Raw genomic sequence first — 18,174 nt, forward strand, 5'->3', positions numbered from 1 at the left:
AGCGCTTCAGACCGTAGCGGTCTCGGCGGGCGCCTTCAAGGCCGCTCCGCCGCTGGCCATCCGCACGCACAGGTCGAAGGCTTGCTGCAGCCCTTCGATCTGCGCGATGCCCTTGCCGGCGATGTCGAAGGCGCTGCCGCTGGCCGAGGTGGCCACGGGCACCGGCAGGCCGCCGTGCAGCGTCACGCCCTGCTCGAAGCCCATGAGCTTCATCGCGATCTGGCCCTGGTCGTGGTACATCGACACCACCGCATCCACATCGCCGCGGCGCGCGCCGATGAACACCGTGTCGGGCGAGAACGGGCCGCGTGCGTCGAAGCCTTCTGCGCGCAGCTGCGCGATGGCCGGCGCGATGATCTCGATCTCTTCCATGCCGATGGAGCCGCCGTCGCCCGCATGCGGGTTGAGCCCGGTCACGGCGATGCGCGGCTGCGCCACGCCCGCGCGGCGCAGCGCCGACGCGATGATCTTCACCGCGTCGCCCACGCCCTCCACCGTGATGTGGCTGGCCACGTCCTTCAGCGGAATGTGCGAGGTCACGCGCGAGGTCCAGAGCGAGCCGGTGAGGTTGAACTCGCAGACGAAGCCGGTTACCGCGAAGCGCTCCTGCATGTAGCGCAACTCGTCCTCGTGCGTGAGGCCGCCCAGGCGCAGCGAGTGCTTGTTGAGCGGCGCGAAGACGATCGCGTCGGCCTGCCCGCGGCGCACCGTCACCGTCGCATATTCGAGCGCCTCGAACGAGGCCCGGCCCGAGCGCTCGTTCGACTCGCCGAGCACCGGCGTCTCGCCCTCCATCCAGTCGCGCAGGTACAGGCTCAGCCGGCCGTCCTCGAAGCGCAGGTCGTTCAGGCCCTCGACCTGCAGCGGATCGAGCTTCACGCCCGCCACGCGCTCGCCCTCGGCCAGCACGGCCGGATCGGCGATCAGCAGCACGCGCGCGGCGTCCAGGTTGCGCTGGCGCGCGAGCAGCTTCACGGCCATTTCGGGGCCGACGCCGCCGGGGTCGCCCAGCAGCACGACGATGCGGGGCTTGGCGGAGATCACGCTCGGGGTTTTCGATGAAGTGGACATGTCGTCGTCGGATGGGAGTTGGAGGGATGAAAGGGCGGCCTCACTCGGCCTTGATGTTGGCGTCGCGCACGAGCTGGCCGTAGTGGTCGAACTCCTGCCGGTTCATCGCCGCGAAGGGCTCGCCGGTCAGTGCGCCGGGCTCGCCGCCCAGGGCCTTGATGCGCGCCTGCACGTCGGCCAGCTTGAGCGTGCGCACGAGCTCGGCGTTCAGCTTGTCGACCGCGGGGCGGGGCGTGCCGGCCGTCACGTAGAGGCCGTACCAAGTGGATACGTCGGCGCCCTTGATGCCCTGCTCGGCGAGCGTGGGCACGTCGGGCAGCTCGGGCGAGCGCTGCGGCGCGCTCACCGCCAGCGCGCGGAACTTCCCGGCCTTGATCTGGCCCATGGCCGAGGAGGTGCTGTCGAACATCATGTCGACCTCGCCCGAAATGATGTCGATGTGCGCCTGCGAGCTGCCCTTGTAGGGCACGTGGATCGACTTCATGCCGGTGGCCAGGTTGAAGGCCTCGCCGCCCACGTGCTGCGTGCTGCCGATGCCCGACGACGCGTACTTGAAGCCGCCGGGCTTGGCGGCCATCGCGGCCACCAGGTCCTTTACCGACCTGTACGGCGAACTGGCCGACACCACCAGCACGTTGGGCATCACCGCCACGAGGCCGACGGGCGTCAGGTCCTTGAGCGGGTCGTACTTGAGCTTGAGGATGTGCGGCGCCACCGCCTGCGCGGTGTTGGTGGCCAGCAGCAGCGTGGCGCCGTCGGCCGGTGCGCGCGCGGTGAGCTCGCCGGCGATGGTGTTGGAGGCGCCGGGGCGGTTCTCCACCGTCACCGGTTGCTTGAGTACCGGCGAGAACTTGTCGGCCAGCACGCGCGCGAGGATGTCGGTGCCGCCGCCTGGCGAAGCGCCGACCATGATGCGAAGGGGCTTGTCGGGGTAGGTCGCTTGCGCGCCGGCAGCCGCGGCGGCCAGCGCCAATGCGGCAATGCCTGCCGCGCGGGCCAGGAACGAAAGATTCATCGGGATGTCTCCTGCTTTGTTTGGCCCGAGCCTACGGAGCTTCACCCGCCCGATCCAATCGTAAAAGTCCGAAGGTCCATATACTTTTGAGTATGAATTCCGGCCTCACCGATGCCTCCCTGATGCTCCACGTGCGGCCGCGCCAGCTGCTGTTGCTGGCCCGGCTCGATGCCCACCGGCACCTCGGGCGCGCGGCCGAGGCCATGAACATCAGCCAACCAGCGGCCACCAAGCTGCTCCAGCAGCTGGAAGATTCGCTGGGCGAGAAACTCTTCGAGCGCCTCGCGCGCGGCATGGAGCCCACGCCCTACGGCGAGATCCTCATTCGCTACGCCCGCCGCGTTCTCAGCGATTTCGGCACGGCCCGCGAGGAAATGCTCGCGCTGCGCTCGGGCCTGAGCGGTGCGTTGCGCGTGGGCAGCGTGCCGGGCGCGGTGCCCGAACTGCTGGCGCCGGCGCTCGTCGAATACCACCGCCGCCATCCGCAGGTGGCCGTCTCGGTGGTGGTCGAGACCAGCGACGTGATGCAGGCGCAGCTGGAGCAGGGCGATGTCGACCTCGTGCTTGGCCGCCTCACCGACGGGCACGACGAGGCGAAGTACGCGAGCGTGCCGCTCCTGGGCGAGTCGCAGGTGGTGGTGGTGCGCGCGGCGCACCCGGTCCTCGAGCGCGCCGCCCCGGTCACGCTGGCCGAGATGGCGGGCTGGTCGTGGGTGCTGCAGCCGCCGGGCTCGCCGCAGCGCGGGCGCTTCGAGGCGGCGATGCGGGAGGCGGGCATTCAGGCGCGGCTGGACATCATCGAAACGGCATCGCCCATCGCCATTACGGCGCTGCTGGAGAACTCCGACATGGCCGCCGTGATGCCGGCCTCGCAGGCCGACCACTACGCCCGGCTGGGCGTGCTGCGAACGGTGCCGGTGGAGCTGCCGGTGCGCGTGCCGCCGATCTGCCTCATCACCCGAGAAGACCGGGCGCTCTCGCCGGCGGCCGCGCAGTTCCGGCGCCAACTGCTCGGCGGCGGTACCTGAATTGCACCTGAGGCCTTTGGCTTGCTGTTTTCCATGCTGTGTTGCACCAATTAGGGAATTCACTAGCCAACCGGTGCATGAAAGTACTGGAGGTAACCGACGAAGTACCAAAGCCGCAACTGAGTTTCTCCAGAATCCTCCCACGGCGACCCGACAACAAGAGGGCGTCGCTCACCTCTAGGAGACAACATGAAGCGTTTTCTGAAAGCGGGCCTCGTCCTCGCACTCATCGGCACGGGGCTCGTGTCCCAGGCCGCCACCGAACTCGTGATCGCGACCGTGAACAACGGCCACATGATCGAGATGCAGAAGCTCACCCCGTTCTTCGAGAAGGCCAACCCCGACATCAAGCTCAAGTGGGTCACGCTGGAAGAAGGCACGCTGCGCCAGCGCGTGACCACCGACATCGCCACCAAGGGCGGCCAGTTCGACGTGATGACCATCGGCCTGTACGAAGCGCCGATCTGGTCGAAGAAGGGCTGGCTGCAGCCCATCGCCACCGATGCCGCCTATGACGCGGACGACCTGCTGCCCGCCATCCGCGCGGGCCTGTCGTACGAAGGCAAGCTCTACGCAGCGCCCTTCTACGGCGAGAGCTCGATGCTCATGTACCGCAAGGACCTGGCCGACAAGGTCGGCTTCAAGATGCCCGAGCAGCCCACCTGGGTGCAGGTGAAGGAGCTGGCCGGCAAGATCCACGACCCGAAGGCGGGCGTGTACGGCATGTGCCTGCGCGGGAAGCCCGGCTGGGGCGACAACATGGCCTTCCTCACGACGCTGGTCAACACCAACGGCGGCCAGTGGTTCGACATGCGGTGGAAGCCGCAGATCGACACCAAGCCCTGGAAGGACGCGATCACCTTCTACGTCGACCTGATGAAGGCCTACGGCCCGCCGGGCGCCTCGGCCAACAGCTTCAACGAGAACCTGGCGCTCTTCAACGAAGGCAAGTGCGGCATGTGGGTGGACGCGACCATCGCGGCCTCGTTCATCAGCGATCCGAAGCAGTCGAAGGTGGCTGACAAGGTCGCGTTCGCGCAGGCTCCCGTGGCCGTCACGCCCAAGGGCGCCAACTGGCTGTGGACCTGGAACCTGGCGATTCCCGCCAGCTCGACCAAGGGCGCCGCCGCGCAGACCTTCGTGAAGTGGGCGACCTCCAAGGAGTACGTCAACCTGGTCGCCAAGGAAAGCGGCTGGGGCTCGGTGCCCACCGGCACGCGCAAGTCGACCTACGCGAACCCCGAGTTCCAGAAAGTGGCCAAGTTCGCCTCTGCCGAGAAGAAGGCCATCGACAGCGCCAACCTGAGCGACAGCACGCTGCCCAAGTCGCCGTACGTCGGCGTGCAGTACGCGGCCATTCCCGAGTTCCAGGCCATCGGCACCGGCGTGGGCCAGCAGATGAGCGCGGCGCTGTCGGGCAAGGTCACGGTCGACCAGGCGCTCAAGACCTCGCAGACCTTGGCCGAGCGCGAGATCAAGAAGTCGGGCCAGTACAAGTAAGCGCGGGCTTGACTCCCTCCCCTTTCGGGGGAGGGTAGGGGTGGGGGCACGCGGCGCATCCAATCGCCACGGTGGTCGATCAGGGAGCCCCCATCCCCGCCTTCCCCCAGAGGGGGAAGGAGCCTGAGACAACAAGAAGGGACCTCCTCATGAAAAGACTCCTGCCCCGGGCCCTCATGGCGCCTGCAGTGCTCACGCTCTTCCTCTGGATGATCGTGCCGCTGTTGATGACGTTGTACTTCTCCTTCGTGAACTACAACCTCATGCAGCCTGGCGAACGCACGTTCGCGGGGCTGGAGAACTTTCACTACTTCGTCACCGACCCGGACTTCTGGCCCGCCACGTGGAACACGCTGCTGCTCATCGGCAGCGTGATCGTCATCACGGTGGTGTTCGGCGTGCTGCTCGCGCTGCTGGTGAACGAGCCCTTTCCGGGCCGCGGCATCGTGCGGGTGCTGCTCATCTCTCCGTTCTTCGTCATGCCGGCAGTCAATGCGCTGCTGTGGAAGCACATGATGATGAACCCCATCTACGGCATCCTGGCCGACGTGTGGCGCTTCTTCGGCGCGCAGCCGGTGGACTGGCTCACCGACGTGCCGCTGCTCTCGGTGATCATCATGGTGGCCTGGCAGTGGCTGCCCTTCGCCTGCCTCATCTTCATCACCTCGCTGCAGTCGCTCGACCGCGAGCAGATGGAAGCCGCGCGCATGGACGGCGCGAGCTCGTTCCAGCGCTTCTTCTATCTCACGATTCCGCACCTGGGCCGCCCGATGGCCGTGGTGATCATGATCGAGATGATCTTTCTGCTCAGCGTGTTCGCCGAGATCGCCATCACCACCAATGGCGGCCCGGGCAACGAGAGCACGAACATGACCTACCTGATCTTCAAGCAGTCGCTGATGAATTTCGACGTGGGCGTGGCTTCCGCAGGTGCGCTGTTCGCGGTGGTGCTGGCGAACATCGTGGCGGTGTTCCTCATCCGAATCATCGGCAAGAACCTCGACTAGTCATGTTGCACAGCCCCAGTCTTCGCGCACTTCGTGTCGCTTCGCCAACCCCCTTGCAGGGGGCAACGCCAACGGCCCTGCAAAGCCGGTTCCGTGGTGTTCCTGGAACTGGTCCTGCCCCGAATCAACGAGCGGTGGAGTAACTCATCATGCAACCCAGCAACTTCCTTCCCCAGCTGCTGCGCACCGTCGGTGCGTGGGCCGTGGCGCTGCTTCTTTTCTTTCCGCTGGGCTGGCTGTTCCTCACCGCCTTCAAGACGGAGCTGCAGGCGATCCACGTGCCGCCGCTTTTCATCTTCGAGCCCACGCTCGACAACTTCGGCGAAGTGCAGCGACGCAGCGACTACCTGCTGTATGCGCGCAACTCGCTCATCACCAGCCTGGGCTCGACGATCCTCGGCTTGCTGATCGCGGCCCCCGCCGCGTACTCGATGGCGTTCTTCCGCACGAAGAAGACGCGCGACATCCTGATGTGGATGCTCTCCACCAAGATGATGCCGGCCGTCGGCGCGCTGGTGCCTATCTACGTGCTCGCGCAGACCGCGGGCATGCTGGACTCGCTCACCGCGCTCACCATCGTGTTCACGCTGTCGAACCTGCCGATCATGGTGTGGATGCTCTACAGCGCCTACAAGGACATTCCGAACGAGATCCTCGAAGCCGCGCGCATGGACGGCGCGAGCCTGTGGACCGAGTTCCGCCATGTCGTGATGCCGCTGTCGGTGGGCGGGCTCGCATCGACCGGGCTTCTCTGCCTGGTGCTGAGCTGGAACGAAGCCTTCTGGGCGCTCAACCTCACCTCCGCCAAGGCCGGCACGCTGGCCACGCTCATCGCCTCGTACTCCAGCCCCGAAGGCCTGTTCTGGGCCAAGTTGTCGGCCGCCTCGCTGATGGCCATCGCGCCCATCGTCGTGTTCGGCTGGTTCAGCCAGAAGCAGCTCGTCCAAGGCCTGACCTTCGGCGCCGTGAAATGAACACCCCCAGTCTTCGCGCACTTCGTGTCGCTTCGCCAACCCCCTCAAGGGGGCGCTGCCAGCGGCCCGGCAAAGCCGGTTCCGCGGCAGCTCCCGCATTTCGCTGCGCGCTTTCGACCCGTGCAGGCGCTTCGGCAGCCTGCCCACAAGCAATCAAGGAGTTGTGAATGGCCTACCTCGAACTCAAGAACATCAAGAAGAGCTTTGGTGACGTCAACATCATCAAGGGCGTCGATCTCGAGATCCGCAAGGGCGAATTCATCGTCTTCGTCGGGCCCTCGGGCTGCGGCAAGTCGACGCTGCTGCGCCTGATCGCGGGGCTCGAACCCATCACCAGCGGCAACCTGCTGCTCGACGGCAAGGACATCACCTGGACGCCTTCGGGCAAGCGGGACCTGGCGATGGTGTTCCAGAGCTACGCGCTCTATCCGCACATGAGCGTGTACGACAACATGTCCTTCGCGCTCAAGCTCGCGGGCGTGGCCAAGGACGAGATCAGGACCAAGGTCGAGTACGCGGCGAAGACGCTCAACCTCACGCAGTACCTGGACCGCACGCCCAAGGACCTCTCGGGCGGCCAGCGCCAGCGCGTGGCCATCGGGCGTGCGATCGTGCGCGCGCCGAAGGTGTTCCTCTTCGACGAGCCGCTGTCGAACCTCGATGCGGCACTGCGCGGCAACACCCGCGTGGAGATCCACAAGCTGCACCGCGCGCTCGGCGCGACCACGATCTACGTGACGCACGACCAGGTCGAGGCCATGACGCTGGCCGACCGCGTGGTGGTGCTGAAAGACGGGCTGATCGAGCAGGTCGGCACGCCCCTGGAGCTGTACGACCATCCGGCCAACCAGTTCGTCGCGCAGTTCATCGGCATGCCGTCGATGAACATGGTGTCGGCCAGCGCCATTCCGAGTTTCTCGGCAGCCACCGGCGGACGCCTGCCGAACGACGGCTTCCTCGGCGTGCGCCCCGAGGGCCTGCGCGTGCACCCGAAGCAGGGCGCGCCGGTGTCGGACGTGCTGGGCCGCGTGGAGTTGATCGAGGCGCTGGGCGCGGACACGCTGATCCACGTCGACGTGGGCGGCGTGCCGCTCATCGCGCGGCAGAACGACCGCACGCCCCTGCAGGCCGGCGACGACGTGGCGGTCGAGCTCGACCCGTCGGTGCTGCATCTCTTCAACCGCGAAGGCCGTTCGGTCTCCGTCTGATTTCTTCTTCTTTTCCGGACATTTCCCCGTGACTCTCGCAGCAGCGTCTACCGCGCACACAACACCGGCTCCTTCGGAGTTCACGGTGCTTCACCTGGGCCTGGGTTCGTTCCACCGCGCCCACCAGGCTGTCTACCTGCAGCGGCTGATCGAAGCGGGCGACACCCGCTGGTCGCTTTCGGGCGCCAACATCCGGCCCGACATGGCCGAGGTCGTCGCGGCACTGCGCGCACAGGGCGGGCGCTACACGCTCGAGACCGTGTCGCCGGCGGGCGAGTACCGCTACGAGCAGATCGAGGCGATCCGCGAGGTGCTGCCCTACGAGCCCTCGCTCGCCGCGGTGATCGCGCGCGGCGCGGCGCCTTCGACGCGCATCGTCTCCTTCACCGTGACCGAGGCGGGCTACTACCTCGACGCGAAGGACAACAAGCTCGACCTGTCGTTCGCCGACCTGGCTGCGGACATCGAACGCGCGCGGCGCGGCGAAGCCGGGGAGACCATCTACGGCGCGGTGTGCGCGATCCTGCGCGCGCGCAAGGCGGCGGGCGCGGGCCCTGTGACGCTCCTGAACTGCGACAACCTGCGCCACAACGGCGACCGCTTCCATGGCGGGCTGCTGGAATTCATCGAACGCGCGGGCGATGCCGACCTGCTGGCCTGGACCGTTGCCAACACCCGCTGCCCGAACGCGATGGTCGATCGCATCACGCCCCGCCCGCCGCCCGAGCTGCGCGCGCGCGTGCACGCAGCGACGGGCCGCGACGACGCCGCGCCGATCACGGGCGAGAGCTTCATCCAGTGGGTCATCGAAGACAACTTCATCGCCGGGCGGCCCGACTGGGGACGCGTGGGCGTGGAGCTGGTCGAGTCGGTGCAGCCGTACGAGGAGGCCAAGATCCGCATCCTCAACGCGACGCACAGCTGCATCGCCTGGGCCGGCACGCTGATCGGCCTGGCGTTCATCCACGAAGGCACGCACGACGCGGCCATCCGCAAGATGGCCCACGACTACGTGACCGACGACGTGATCCCGTGCCTGAGCCCGAGCCCCATCGATCTCGCCGCCTACCGCGACGTGGTGCTCGATCGCTTCGGCAACCCCGCGATCCGCGACACCAACCAGCGCGTGGCGGCGGACGGGTTCTCCAAGATCCCCGGCTTCATCGCGCCGACCGTGCGCGAGCGCCTGGCCGCGGGACAGGGCATCGACAGCGTGGCGATGCTGCCGGCGCTGTTCCTCGCCTTCCTGCAGCGCTGGCACCGCGGGGCGCTGCCCTACGCCTACCAGGACCAGGGCATGGACGAGGCGGCCGCGCACGCGATCTGCGATGCGGCCGACCCGGTCGCGGCGCTGTGCGCCGACACCGGCCTGTGGGGCGACCTCGCAGGCGATGCGCGGCTGGTCGAGGCCGTGCGCAAGGCAAGCGCGCGTGTCGTGCGCTTCGTCGAAGGCGACGTGAAATGAGCGGCCGGCTGCAAGACCGCCATGTGCTGCTGACGGGTGCCGGCGGCGGCATCGGTCTCGCGGTGGCAGAGGCGTGCATCGCCGAAGGCGCGCGCTGCAGCGTGATCGACCGTGCTGGCAGCGCGCCGGACGCCGTGCGCGCTTTGCAGCAGCGCCATCCCGACCGCCTCGCCTACATCGCGGCCGACGTCACGAACGCGCAAGACATTCGACGTTTGCTGGCCGAGGCGATCGCCGCGTTCGGCCCCGTCCACACGCTCTTCAACAATGCGGCCGTGTTCGATCTCGCACCGCTTCTGGAGAGCGACGAGGCCTCGTTCGACAAGCTCTTCGCGGTCAACGTGAAGGGCATGTTCTTCGTCATGCAGGCGGTGCTGCGCCACATGGTGGAGGCCGGCACGCAGGGCGCGTCGGTCATCAACATGGCCTCGCAGGCGGGGCGCCGCGGCGAGGCGCTGGTGTCGCACTACTGCGCGACCAAGGCGGCCGTCATCAGCTACACGCAGAGCGCGGCGCTCGCGATGGCGCCGCACGGCATTCGCGTCAACGGCATCTCGCCGGGCGTGGTCGACACGCCCATGTGGGACCATGTCGACAGCCTGTTCGCCAAGGCCGAAGGGCTCGCGCCCGGCGAGAAGAAGCGGCGCGTGGGGCTCGACGTGCCGCTGGGCCGCATGGGCGCGCCGAGCGATGTTGCGGGCGCCGCCGTTTTCCTGGCCAGCGACGAGGCGCGCTACATCACGGCGCAGACGCTGAATGTCGATGGCGGCAACGTCATGAGCTGAAAGGAGAGCGGGTAAGAAAGTATCAGGCGGCCTCGCTTCCGGGCGGTGATTTGCCTCCGGCACGGTGAGAAGATCGGTTTCCTTTGCAGCACGCGGTCCATGAACGAAGATTTCCATCTCTACCTCGACAGCGCCGACCTCGCCGAACTGCGGACCTGCCTGCCGCACTCGGTGGTTCACGGCGTGACGACCAACCCGACGCTGCTCAAGCGCGCGGGCGTCGGCCGCGGCGAGGTGCCGGGCCTCCTCAAGCGCTGCCTCGACCTGGGCGCGCGGCAGGTGCAGGCGCAGGTGTATTCGAGCGACGTCGACGGCATGCTCGACGATGCACAGGCGCTGCTCTCCCACTTCGACCGCGGCCAGCTGGTCGTCAAGATTCCGGCCACGCGCCAGGGCTTCGATGCAGGCGCGCGGCTCATCGCCGAGGGCGTACCCGTGACGTGGACCGCCGTGTACGCGCCCGAGCAGGCGCACTTCGCGGCGCAGCTGGGCGGGGCCTATGCGGCGCCGTATCTCGGGCGGCTCGAAGACGCCGGTGTCGATGGGCTGGGGCTCATCGCGCAGATGCAGTCGTTGGTCGCGCAGCGGCCTTCGCCCCGCACGCGGCTGCTGGTGGCGAGCATCCGGTCGCGCGAGGCCTGCCTGTCGCTGCTCGCGCTGGGCGTGGGCGCCATCACGATCCCGCCGCGCCTTTTTTCCGAACTGCTGGACCATCCGGCCACGCTGGCTGCCGAACGCGGCTTCCTGGCCGATGCCGGCGAACTGCGCTGACCCACACGATTCAAGAACCATGCGAATTGCACTCACGGGCGAAGCCCTGATCGATTTCACCGCCAGCGAGGCGGGCACCCTGGCGTTTCTCGGCCACGAGGGCGGCTCGCCGCTCAACACGGCCGTGGCCTGCGCGCGCCTCGGGGTGCACACGGGGTTTCTCACGCAGCTGTCGACCGACCTGTTCGGCGAGCGGCTGATGGGTTTTCTCGAACGCAACGGCGTGGACACCGGCTTCATCCTGCGCAGCAGTGCGCCCTCGACGCTGGCCTTCGTCGAGCGCACGCCCGAGACCAACCGCTATGCGTTCTATACGCGCGGCAGCGCCGATGCGACGTGGTCTCCCGAGCCGCTGCCGCAGTTGCCGGCGGAGTGCCGCTTCCTGCACTTCGGCTCGATCTCGCTGCTGCAGGAGCCGGCTTCGACGCGCATCGCCGAGCTCGTCACCGCGAACGCAGGCCGCTGCGTGATCGTGTTCGACCCCAACGTGCGGCCGAGCCTGATTCCGGACATGGCCGCGTTTCGCGACCGCGTGACGAACTGGCTGGCGATGGCGGACCTGGTCAAGCTCAGCGACGAAGACGCCGAACTGCTCGCACCGGGCCAGCCGGTCGATGCGCTGGCGGCCGACTGCCTGAACGCCGGCGCGCGCGCCGTGATCGTCACCCGCGGCAGTGCGGGCGCCACGCTCTGGCGCACGGGACACGAGCCGCTCACCGTCGCTGCGCCGCGGATCACGGTCGTCGACACCATCGGCGCGGGCGATACCTTCACGGCGGGGCTTTCGGTGTCGCTGCTCGCGCACGGCGTCGAGCATCCGGCCCAGCTGGGCGAACTGAGCGACGAGGCCTGGGGCGAAGTGATGCGCTTTGCCGCTACCGCCGCTGCCCTGAACTGCACCCGCGAGGGCGCGGACCCACCCACCCTGGAAGCCGTTCACAGCGCGCTCGCCCGGGCAGACAATTGAGGCTGCTTCCAGGTTTTGCCTTTCTGCCGCCATGACGACGTCCACACGCAAACGTTCGATCCCCCGTCAGCGCCAACCCGAGCTGGAGCGTGACTTTGCGCGCTCGCCCTCGCTGGGCTACGAGGCGCCCGAAGAAACCGGCCTGGTGCGCTGCCTCGCGCACGGCTTTCCGAGCCCGCTGGTGCGCTGGCACTTCCACGAAGACTACGAGCTGCACCTGATCACCGAGACCTCCGGCAAGGCCTTCATCGGCGACTGGATCGGGCCGTTCCAGCCCGGGCACCTGGTGCTGTGCGGGCCGCGGCTGCCGCACAACTGGATCTCGCTGGACGTACCCGAAGGCGGCGCCGCGGGGCGCGACCGGGTGATCCAGTTCCGCCACGAGCCGATCGAGATGGCCGCCACCGGCATCCCCGAGCTGCGCGAGGTGATGCAGCTGCTGGAGCGCGCGCGCCACGGCATCGAGTTCTTCGGCATGTCGCAGCAGGCGCAGTCGCACTGGGACAACATCAAGGCCGCGCGCGGCGCGCGCCGGCTCGGGCTGTTCCTCGAATTCCTGGCGGACCTGGCGCAATGCACCGACTACCGGCTGCTCTCGAGCGTGCAGATGCAGGGCGTGCAGGGCAGCGACGGCGATGCGCAGGTCGACCAGATCAACGACGTGGTCAACCGCATCACCAACAACATGGCCGAGCCGATCTCGATGTCGGATGTGGCGGCCGAACTGGGCATGAGCGAGAGCCGCTTCAGCCGCTTCTTCCGGCGCTCCACCGGCAACAGCTTCACCGACTTCGTGAACCGTGTGCGCATCAACAGCGCCTGCCACCTGCTGATGCAGACCGACCACTACGTGACGGACATCTGCTATCAGGTCGGCTTCAACAACGTCGCGAATTTCAACCGGCGCTTTCTGGAGATCAAGGGCATGACGCCCAGCGAATTCCGGCGGCAGGCCGACACCCGGTTCGGCTCGGGCGTCTCTTCGTAGTCACAAAAGCAGGGAGTTCATCTTGTATCTGGGACTCGACCTCGGCACGTCCGAGCTCAAGGCGCTGTTGCTCGCCGACGATCACCGCATCGTCGGCGTGGCGCGCGCGGCACTCACGGTCGAACGGCCGCAACCGCTCTGGTCGGAGCAGGCGCCCAGCCAGTGGTGGCAGGCACTCGAGGACGTCATGGCGCAGCTTCGCAGCGCGCATGCACAGGCGCTGGCGGCCGTGCGCGCCATCGGCCTGTCGGGCCAGATGCACGGCGCGACGCTGCTCGATGCGGCCGGCGAAGTGCTGCGCCCCGCCATCCTCTGGAACGACGGGCGCAGCGGCGCGCAGTGCGAAGAGCTCACCCGCGCCGTACCGCGCCTGGGCGAGATCGCGGGCAACCTCGCGATGCCCGGCTTCACCGCGCCCAAGCTGCTGTGGGTGCGCAAGCACGAGCCCGAGATCTTCAAGCGCACCGCGCGCGTGCTGCTGCCCAAGGACTGGCTGCGCTTCATGTTGAGCGGCGAGGCGGTCAGCGAGATGTCTGATGCGGCCGGCACGCTGTGGCTCGATGTGGGGGCGCGCGACTGGTCCGACGAACTGCTCGCGGTCACGGGGCTCACGCGCGACCATATGCCGCGGCTGGTCGAGGGCAGCGAAGTGTCGGCCAGGCTCAAGCCCGAGTTGGCCGCGCGTTGGGGCGTGGGCAGCGGCATCGTGCGCATCGCCGGTGGTGCGGGCGACAACGCCGCCAGCGCGGTCGGGATGGGGCTGGTTGAACCAGGGCAGGGCTTCGTGTCGCTCGGCACCTCGGGCGTGGTGTTCGTCTCGACCGATCGCTTCTTGCCGAACCCCGCGCAGGCGATGCATGCCTTCTGCCATGCGCTGCCCCAGCGCTGGCACCAGATGTCGGTGATGCTCTCGGCCGCGAGCGCAGTGAGCTGGGCCGCGAAGACATTCAGGTTTGCCGACGAAGCTGCGCTCCTCGAGGCGGCGGCATCGGTCGCGCTCGCGGACCGGGCGCGTTGCCCGTTGTTCCTGCCGTACCTGTCGGGCGAACGCTCGCCGCACAACAACCCGAACGCGCAGGGCGCGCTGTTCGGCCTGACGCATGCGGACGGCCCGGCCGAGATCGCCTATGCGATCGTCGAGGGCGTGAGCTTCGGACTGCGCGATGGCTTCGACACGCTGAGCCTGCCGGCCGACATGCCGCTGCGCGAAGTCGCGCTGGTGGGCGGCGGTGCGCGCAGCATCTGGTGGGGCCAGTTGTTGGCCGACATCTTCCAGGTGCCGCTCACGTTGTATGCAGGCAGCGAGACGGGTGGTGCGCTCGGTGCGGCGCGGCTCGCGTGGCTGGCCGATGGCGGTGCCGTGGCCGAGGTGTGCACGTTGCCGCCGGTGAAGCAAAAACTGACGCCTTCGTCTGAAGGGGCCGATGGGCACAAGACGCGGCATGCGCGTTTCCAGGTGCTGTACATGGCGCTGCGCGACCAGTTTCGCTAGCCCAGCGCTGACACGCGCCCATGAAAAAAGCCCCGCCGAAGCGGGGCTTTTTTTCTATTTCGCGAAACACCGCGGAACCGGCTTTGCCGGGCCGCAGGTGTTGCCCCCGGTAGGGGGTAGGCGTAGCGGACACGAAGTGCCGCGCAGCCTGGGGGCGAGCGAAATCACATGCCCATGCCGCCCATGCCGCCCATGCCACCCATGTCGGGCATGCCACCACCGCCGGCGCCCGATTCGTCCTTGGGTGCATCAGCAACCATGGCTTCGGTCGTCAGCAGCAGCGAGGACACCGATGCGGCGTTCTGCAGTGCGGTGCGAGTGACCTTCGTCGGGTCCAGGATGCCCAGCTCGAGCATGTCGCCGTACGTGTCGTTCGCAGCATTGAAGCCGTAGTTGCCCTTGCCGGCCAACACAGCGTTCACCACCACCGAGGCTTCGCCGCCGGCGTTGTTCACGATTTCGCGCAGGGGCGCTTCGATGGCCTTGAGCACCAGCTTGATGCCGGCTTCCTGATCGGCGTTGTCGCCCTTGACCGACTCGCCCACGGCTTGCTTGGCACGCAGCAGAGCCACGCCGCCGCCAGCCACGACGCCTTCTTCCACTGCAGCGCGGGTGGCGTGCAGGGCGTCTTCGACGCGAGCCTTCTTTTCCTTCATTTCGACTTCGGTGGCAGCGCCGACCTTGATCACTGCAACGCCGCCGGCCAGCTTGGCCACGCGCTCTTGCAGCTTTTCACGGTCGTAGTCGCTGGTGGCTTCTTCGATCTGCACGCGCACTTGCTTCACGCGGGCTTCGATGTCGCCAGCGGCGCCAGCGCCGTCGATGATGATGGTGTTTTCCTTGCCCACTTCGATGCGCTTGGCTTGGCCCAGGTCGGCCAACGTCACCTTTTCGAGCGTCAGGCCCACTTCTTCAGCGATGACCTTGCCGCCCGTCAGGATGGCGATGTCTTCCAGCATGGCCTTGCGGCGGTCGCCGAAGCCAGGAGCCTTGACAGCCACGACCTTCAGGATGCCGCGGATCGTGTTCACGACCAGCGTAGCCAGGGCTTCGCCTTCGACTTCTTCGGCAATGATCAGCAGGGGACGGCCAGCCTTGGCGACTTGCTCCAGCACCGGCAGCAGGTCACGGATGTTGCTGATCTTCTTGTCGAACAGCAGCACGAAGGGGTTGTCCAGCAACGCCGATTGCTTCTCGGGGTTGTTGATGAAGTAGGGCGACAGGTAGCCGCGGTCGAACTGCATGCCTTCGACGACGTCGAGTTCGCTGTCCAGCGACTTGCCGTCTTCCACGGTGATCACGCCTTCCTTGCCGACCTTGTCCATCGCGTCAGCGATGAGCTTGCCGATGGTTTCGTCGCTGTTGGCCGAGATGGAGCCGACTTGCGCGATTTCCTTGGAGGTGGTGGTGGGCTTGGAAGCCTTCTTCAGCTCGGCGACCAGGGCCGTGACAGCCTTGTCGATGCCGCGCTTCAGGTCCATCGGGTTCATGCCGGCAGCCACCAGCTTGAAACCTTCGCGAACGATGGCTTGGGCCAGCACGGTCGCGGTGGTGGTGCCGTCACCGGCGTTGTCCGAAGTCTTGGAAGCCACTTCCTTCACGAGCTGGGCGCCCATGTTCTGCAGCTTGTCCTTGAGTTCGATTTCCTTGGCCACGGACACACCGTCCTTGGTCACGGTGGGGGCGCCGAACGAGCGTTCGAGCACCACGTTGCGGCCCTTGGGGCCCAGGGTCACCTTGACTGCGTTGGCCAGGATGTTGACACCCTCGACCATGCGTGCGCGGGCTTCTCCGCCGAAGACTACGTCTTTTGCTGCCATGTTTATTTACTCCGAATGGATGGAATGGATTACTTCTCGACGACTGCGAACAGGTCGTCTTCCTTCATGACGAGCAATTCGTCACCGTCGACCTTGACGGTCTGGCCGCTGTACTTGCCGAACAGGACGCGGTCGCCGACCTTGACGGTCAGTGCGGTCAGTTCGCCCTTGTCGGTGCGCTTGCCCGGGCCCACGGCCAGGACTTCGCCCTGATCGGGCTTTTCTGCGGCTGCGTCGGGGATGACGATGCCGGAGGCGGTCTTGGTTTCGCTGTCGATACGCTTGACGATCACACGATCGGCCAAAGGACGAAGTTTCATTGCATCTCCTGGATATGGATAAGAAACGGGTTTGTGGTCGGGTGCCGGACTGAAGGTCGGCGGCCCATCGACTGGGAGCGAGGCTTGTTAGCACTCATCATCAGCGAGTGCTAATCATAAGGGCAATCGGTGGGCTTTCAAGGCCTGGGGCTTGCTGACGGGCGGGTTCTTACAACTGGTCCGTAGGCACGAACCACGAGAACAGCAGCAGTTGCAGCCTGGTCAGCATGCTCGAATCGGGCTCGCTGTCGAGCACTTCGTTGGTGACGTCGCCGGTGCCGATCCACTGCACGTTCTGCCCGTCCGGCTTCAGCACGACGCGGTAGACGCCTTCGATGTCGTCCAGCTGGTAGGCGAAAAGCAGCGCCTGCGTGAGGTCGAAGCTGCGCACGCGCACGCCGAACTCGGTGTTCAGCCGGGCGGAGCGCGGATCGAGGTTCATGGAGCCGAGCAGCACCCATTGGCGGTCGACCAGCGCCAGCTTGGCGTGCAGCCGGCCCCGCGCCTTCTTGAGCAGGTCGCGGAACTGGCCGCTGCGCCGCAGCTGCTGGGTGCTGACCTCGTACAGGTTCACGCCCAGCTTGAGCATGTCGACGCGGTAGCGGTTGTAGTTGATGTTGACCAGCGGCTCGTCGCTGTCAGCGAGCGAATTGGTGATGACGGTGATGTTGATCCCGTGGTCGCGGCCCATGCGGATGCGGGCCATGCCCTCGTCGCCGGGGATGAAGTAGGGAGAGATCACCACCACGCTCGACTGGGCGGTGGCCAGCATCTCGTGGAAGCGCTGCGCCAGCGACTCGGTGGGGTGCGCCATGACGCCCAGCGCCTTGTTGGGGCTGTCGGCGGTGGCATGCGCTTCTGCACGCATCCATTTCGCCTCGTCGATGTTCGCCAGCTGCGCGGCCAGCGGCGGGTCGCCCAGGAGGTCGGTGGCGGGCAACGGATCGGGGGGCGGGGCGTATGTGCGGCCGGTGTCGGCGTCGAACGCCGACTTCAGTTCGGCCGGCGTACGGGTGGTGCCGGCGACCCGCTGGAGCGGGTAGACCACGTCGCTGTTCCAGTAGGTGTCGAAGATGGCGGCCGACTCCGTCACCACGGGGCCGGCCATGACCAGCTCGAAGTCGATGAAGTTCGCGACCTCGCTGCGCTGGAAATACTCGTCGGCCAGGTTGCGGCCGCCCGCGATGGCCATGGCGCCGTCGGCCACGAACAGCTTGTTGTGCATTCGGTGGTTGAGCCGCCGGAAATCGCCGAAGAACTCCAGCCAGCGGCTCGACGAGTGGTCGCGAAAGTTGACGAAGGGGTTGAACAGCCGGACTTCGGCGTTGGGTTCGGAGGCCAGGCCCAGCAGGAGGCGGTCCATGCCGGCCGTGTAGAAATCGTCGAGCAACAGGCGCACCCGCACGCCGCGCCGGGCGGCATCGCGCAACTCGCGCAACAGCAACCGGCCGGTCTTGTCGTTGCCGAGCTGGTAGGTCTGCACGTCCAGCGAGGACTGGGCGCGCCGGATGAGTTCGAGGCGCGCGTCGAGCGCGTAGGAAGCCTCGATCAGCGGCCTGAGGCTGGAGAGCCCGTCGGGCGGCGTGTTCAGGCGGACGGCGGCGCGGCCGAGCGCGGTGGCGGGGGAGGCCGCGATGGCCTGGCTCGGCGGCTCAGGCGTGCGCGGCGGCAGCCCGGCACAGCCCGTAAGAACAAGCGCTATCAGCAGCAGAACCGGGGCGCGCAGCGCAGGAAACAGAAGGGCAATGAGCTTGTGCATGAGG

Annotated in this window: 16 protein-coding genes; 11 read left to right on the forward strand and 5 right to left on the reverse strand. The window is 67.1% G+C overall.

Going from position 1 to position 18,174, the window contains the following annotated elements; all coding sequences use genetic code 11:
- Positions 1–6: 6 nt before the first annotated feature.
- Positions 7–1,071: a 4-hydroxythreonine-4-phosphate dehydrogenase PdxA gene (locus RT97_RS12115; RefSeq protein ID WP_042579038.1), complete on the reverse strand. Its 1,065-nt coding sequence runs from the start codon at positions 1,069–1,071 to the stop codon at positions 7–9.
- A gap of 40 nt (positions 1,072–1,111) precedes the next feature.
- A complete protein-coding gene (locus RT97_RS12120) occupies positions 1,112–2,086 on the reverse strand; it encodes a Bug family tripartite tricarboxylate transporter substrate binding protein (protein ID WP_042579039.1) in 975 nt (324 codons plus the stop codon).
- 92 nt (positions 2,087–2,178) lie between these two features.
- Between RT97_RS12120 and RT97_RS12125 the strand changes: the two genes are divergently transcribed.
- The 11 genes from RT97_RS12125 (at position 2,179) to xylB (ending at position 14,271) form a co-directional block, all read left to right on the forward strand.
- Positions 2,179–3,114, forward strand: coding sequence for a LysR family transcriptional regulator (locus RT97_RS12125; RefSeq protein WP_172672195.1), 936 nt, complete (start codon positions 2,179–2,181; stop codon positions 3,112–3,114).
- A gap of 189 nt (positions 3,115–3,303) precedes the next feature.
- Positions 3,304–4,614, forward strand: a complete 1,311-nt coding sequence (locus RT97_RS12130) for an ABC transporter substrate-binding protein (protein ID WP_042579040.1) — start codon at positions 3,304–3,306, stop codon at positions 4,612–4,614.
- A gap of 149 nt (positions 4,615–4,763) precedes the next feature.
- Entirely contained in the window at positions 4,764–5,621 is an 858-nt protein-coding gene (locus RT97_RS12135) for a carbohydrate ABC transporter permease (protein ID WP_042579041.1), read from the forward strand.
- A 149-nt stretch (positions 5,622–5,770) separates the two neighbouring features.
- Positions 5,771–6,595, forward strand: a complete 825-nt coding sequence (locus RT97_RS12140) for a carbohydrate ABC transporter permease (protein ID WP_013539656.1) — start codon at positions 5,771–5,773, stop codon at positions 6,593–6,595.
- Between the two features lie 167 nt (positions 6,596–6,762).
- On the forward strand, positions 6,763–7,803 hold the full coding sequence (locus RT97_RS12145; RefSeq protein WP_042579042.1) for an ABC transporter ATP-binding protein: 1,041 nt from the start codon (positions 6,763–6,765) through the stop codon (positions 7,801–7,803).
- Positions 7,804–7,888: 85 nt separating this feature from the next.
- The gene (dalD, locus tag RT97_RS12150; protein WP_042579043.1) at positions 7,889–9,268 is read left to right on the forward strand and encodes a D-arabinitol 4-dehydrogenase; all 1,380 of its coding nucleotides are present in this window, start codon (positions 7,889–7,891) and stop codon (positions 9,266–9,268) included.
- Positions 9,265–10,053, forward strand: coding sequence for an L-iditol 2-dehydrogenase (locus RT97_RS12155; RefSeq protein WP_042579044.1), 789 nt, complete (start codon positions 9,265–9,267; stop codon positions 10,051–10,053). The genes dalD and RT97_RS12155 overlap by 4 nt, the downstream gene beginning before the upstream one ends.
- Before the next feature lie 99 nt (positions 10,054–10,152).
- Positions 10,153–10,824 (forward strand): transaldolase family protein, encoded by a 672-nt coding sequence (locus RT97_RS12160; RefSeq protein ID WP_042579045.1) that lies wholly within the window; start codon positions 10,153–10,155, stop codon positions 10,822–10,824.
- A gap of 19 nt (positions 10,825–10,843) precedes the next feature.
- Positions 10,844–11,791 carry a carbohydrate kinase family protein gene (locus RT97_RS12165; RefSeq protein ID WP_042579046.1) on the forward strand — a complete coding sequence of 316 codons (948 nt, stop codon included), beginning with the start codon at positions 10,844–10,846 and terminating at the stop codon, positions 11,789–11,791.
- Positions 11,792–11,822: 31 nt separating this feature from the next.
- Positions 11,823–12,779, forward strand: coding sequence for an AraC family transcriptional regulator (locus RT97_RS12170; protein WP_042579047.1), 957 nt, complete (start codon positions 11,823–11,825; stop codon positions 12,777–12,779).
- Between the two features lie 22 nt (positions 12,780–12,801).
- A complete protein-coding gene (gene xylB / locus RT97_RS12175) occupies positions 12,802–14,271 on the forward strand; it encodes a xylulokinase (RefSeq protein ID WP_042579048.1) in 1,470 nt (489 codons plus the stop codon).
- A gap of 164 nt (positions 14,272–14,435) precedes the next feature.
- On the opposite strand, the gene groL is transcribed toward xylB, so the two are convergent.
- The 3 genes from groL to RT97_RS12190 all read right to left on the reverse strand — a co-directional run bounded on the left by groL (position 14,436) and on the right by RT97_RS12190 (position 18,170).
- A complete protein-coding gene (groL, locus tag RT97_RS12180; RefSeq protein WP_042579049.1) occupies positions 14,436–16,091 on the reverse strand; it encodes a chaperonin GroEL in 1,656 nt (551 codons plus the stop codon).
- A gap of 29 nt (positions 16,092–16,120) precedes the next feature.
- Complete coding sequence (gene groES / locus RT97_RS12185) at positions 16,121–16,411, reverse strand: co-chaperone GroES (protein ID WP_042579050.1); 291 nt, start codon at positions 16,409–16,411, stop codon at positions 16,121–16,123.
- A gap of 169 nt (positions 16,412–16,580) precedes the next feature.
- A complete protein-coding gene (locus tag RT97_RS12190; protein ID WP_042579051.1) occupies positions 16,581–18,170 on the reverse strand; it encodes a phospholipase D family protein in 1,590 nt (529 codons plus the stop codon).
- Positions 18,171–18,174: the final 4 nt, after the last annotated feature.

This window comes from Variovorax paradoxus, assembly GCF_000834655.1.
GTDB classification, from domain to species: domain Bacteria; phylum Pseudomonadota; class Gammaproteobacteria; order Burkholderiales; family Burkholderiaceae_C; genus Variovorax; species Variovorax paradoxus_F.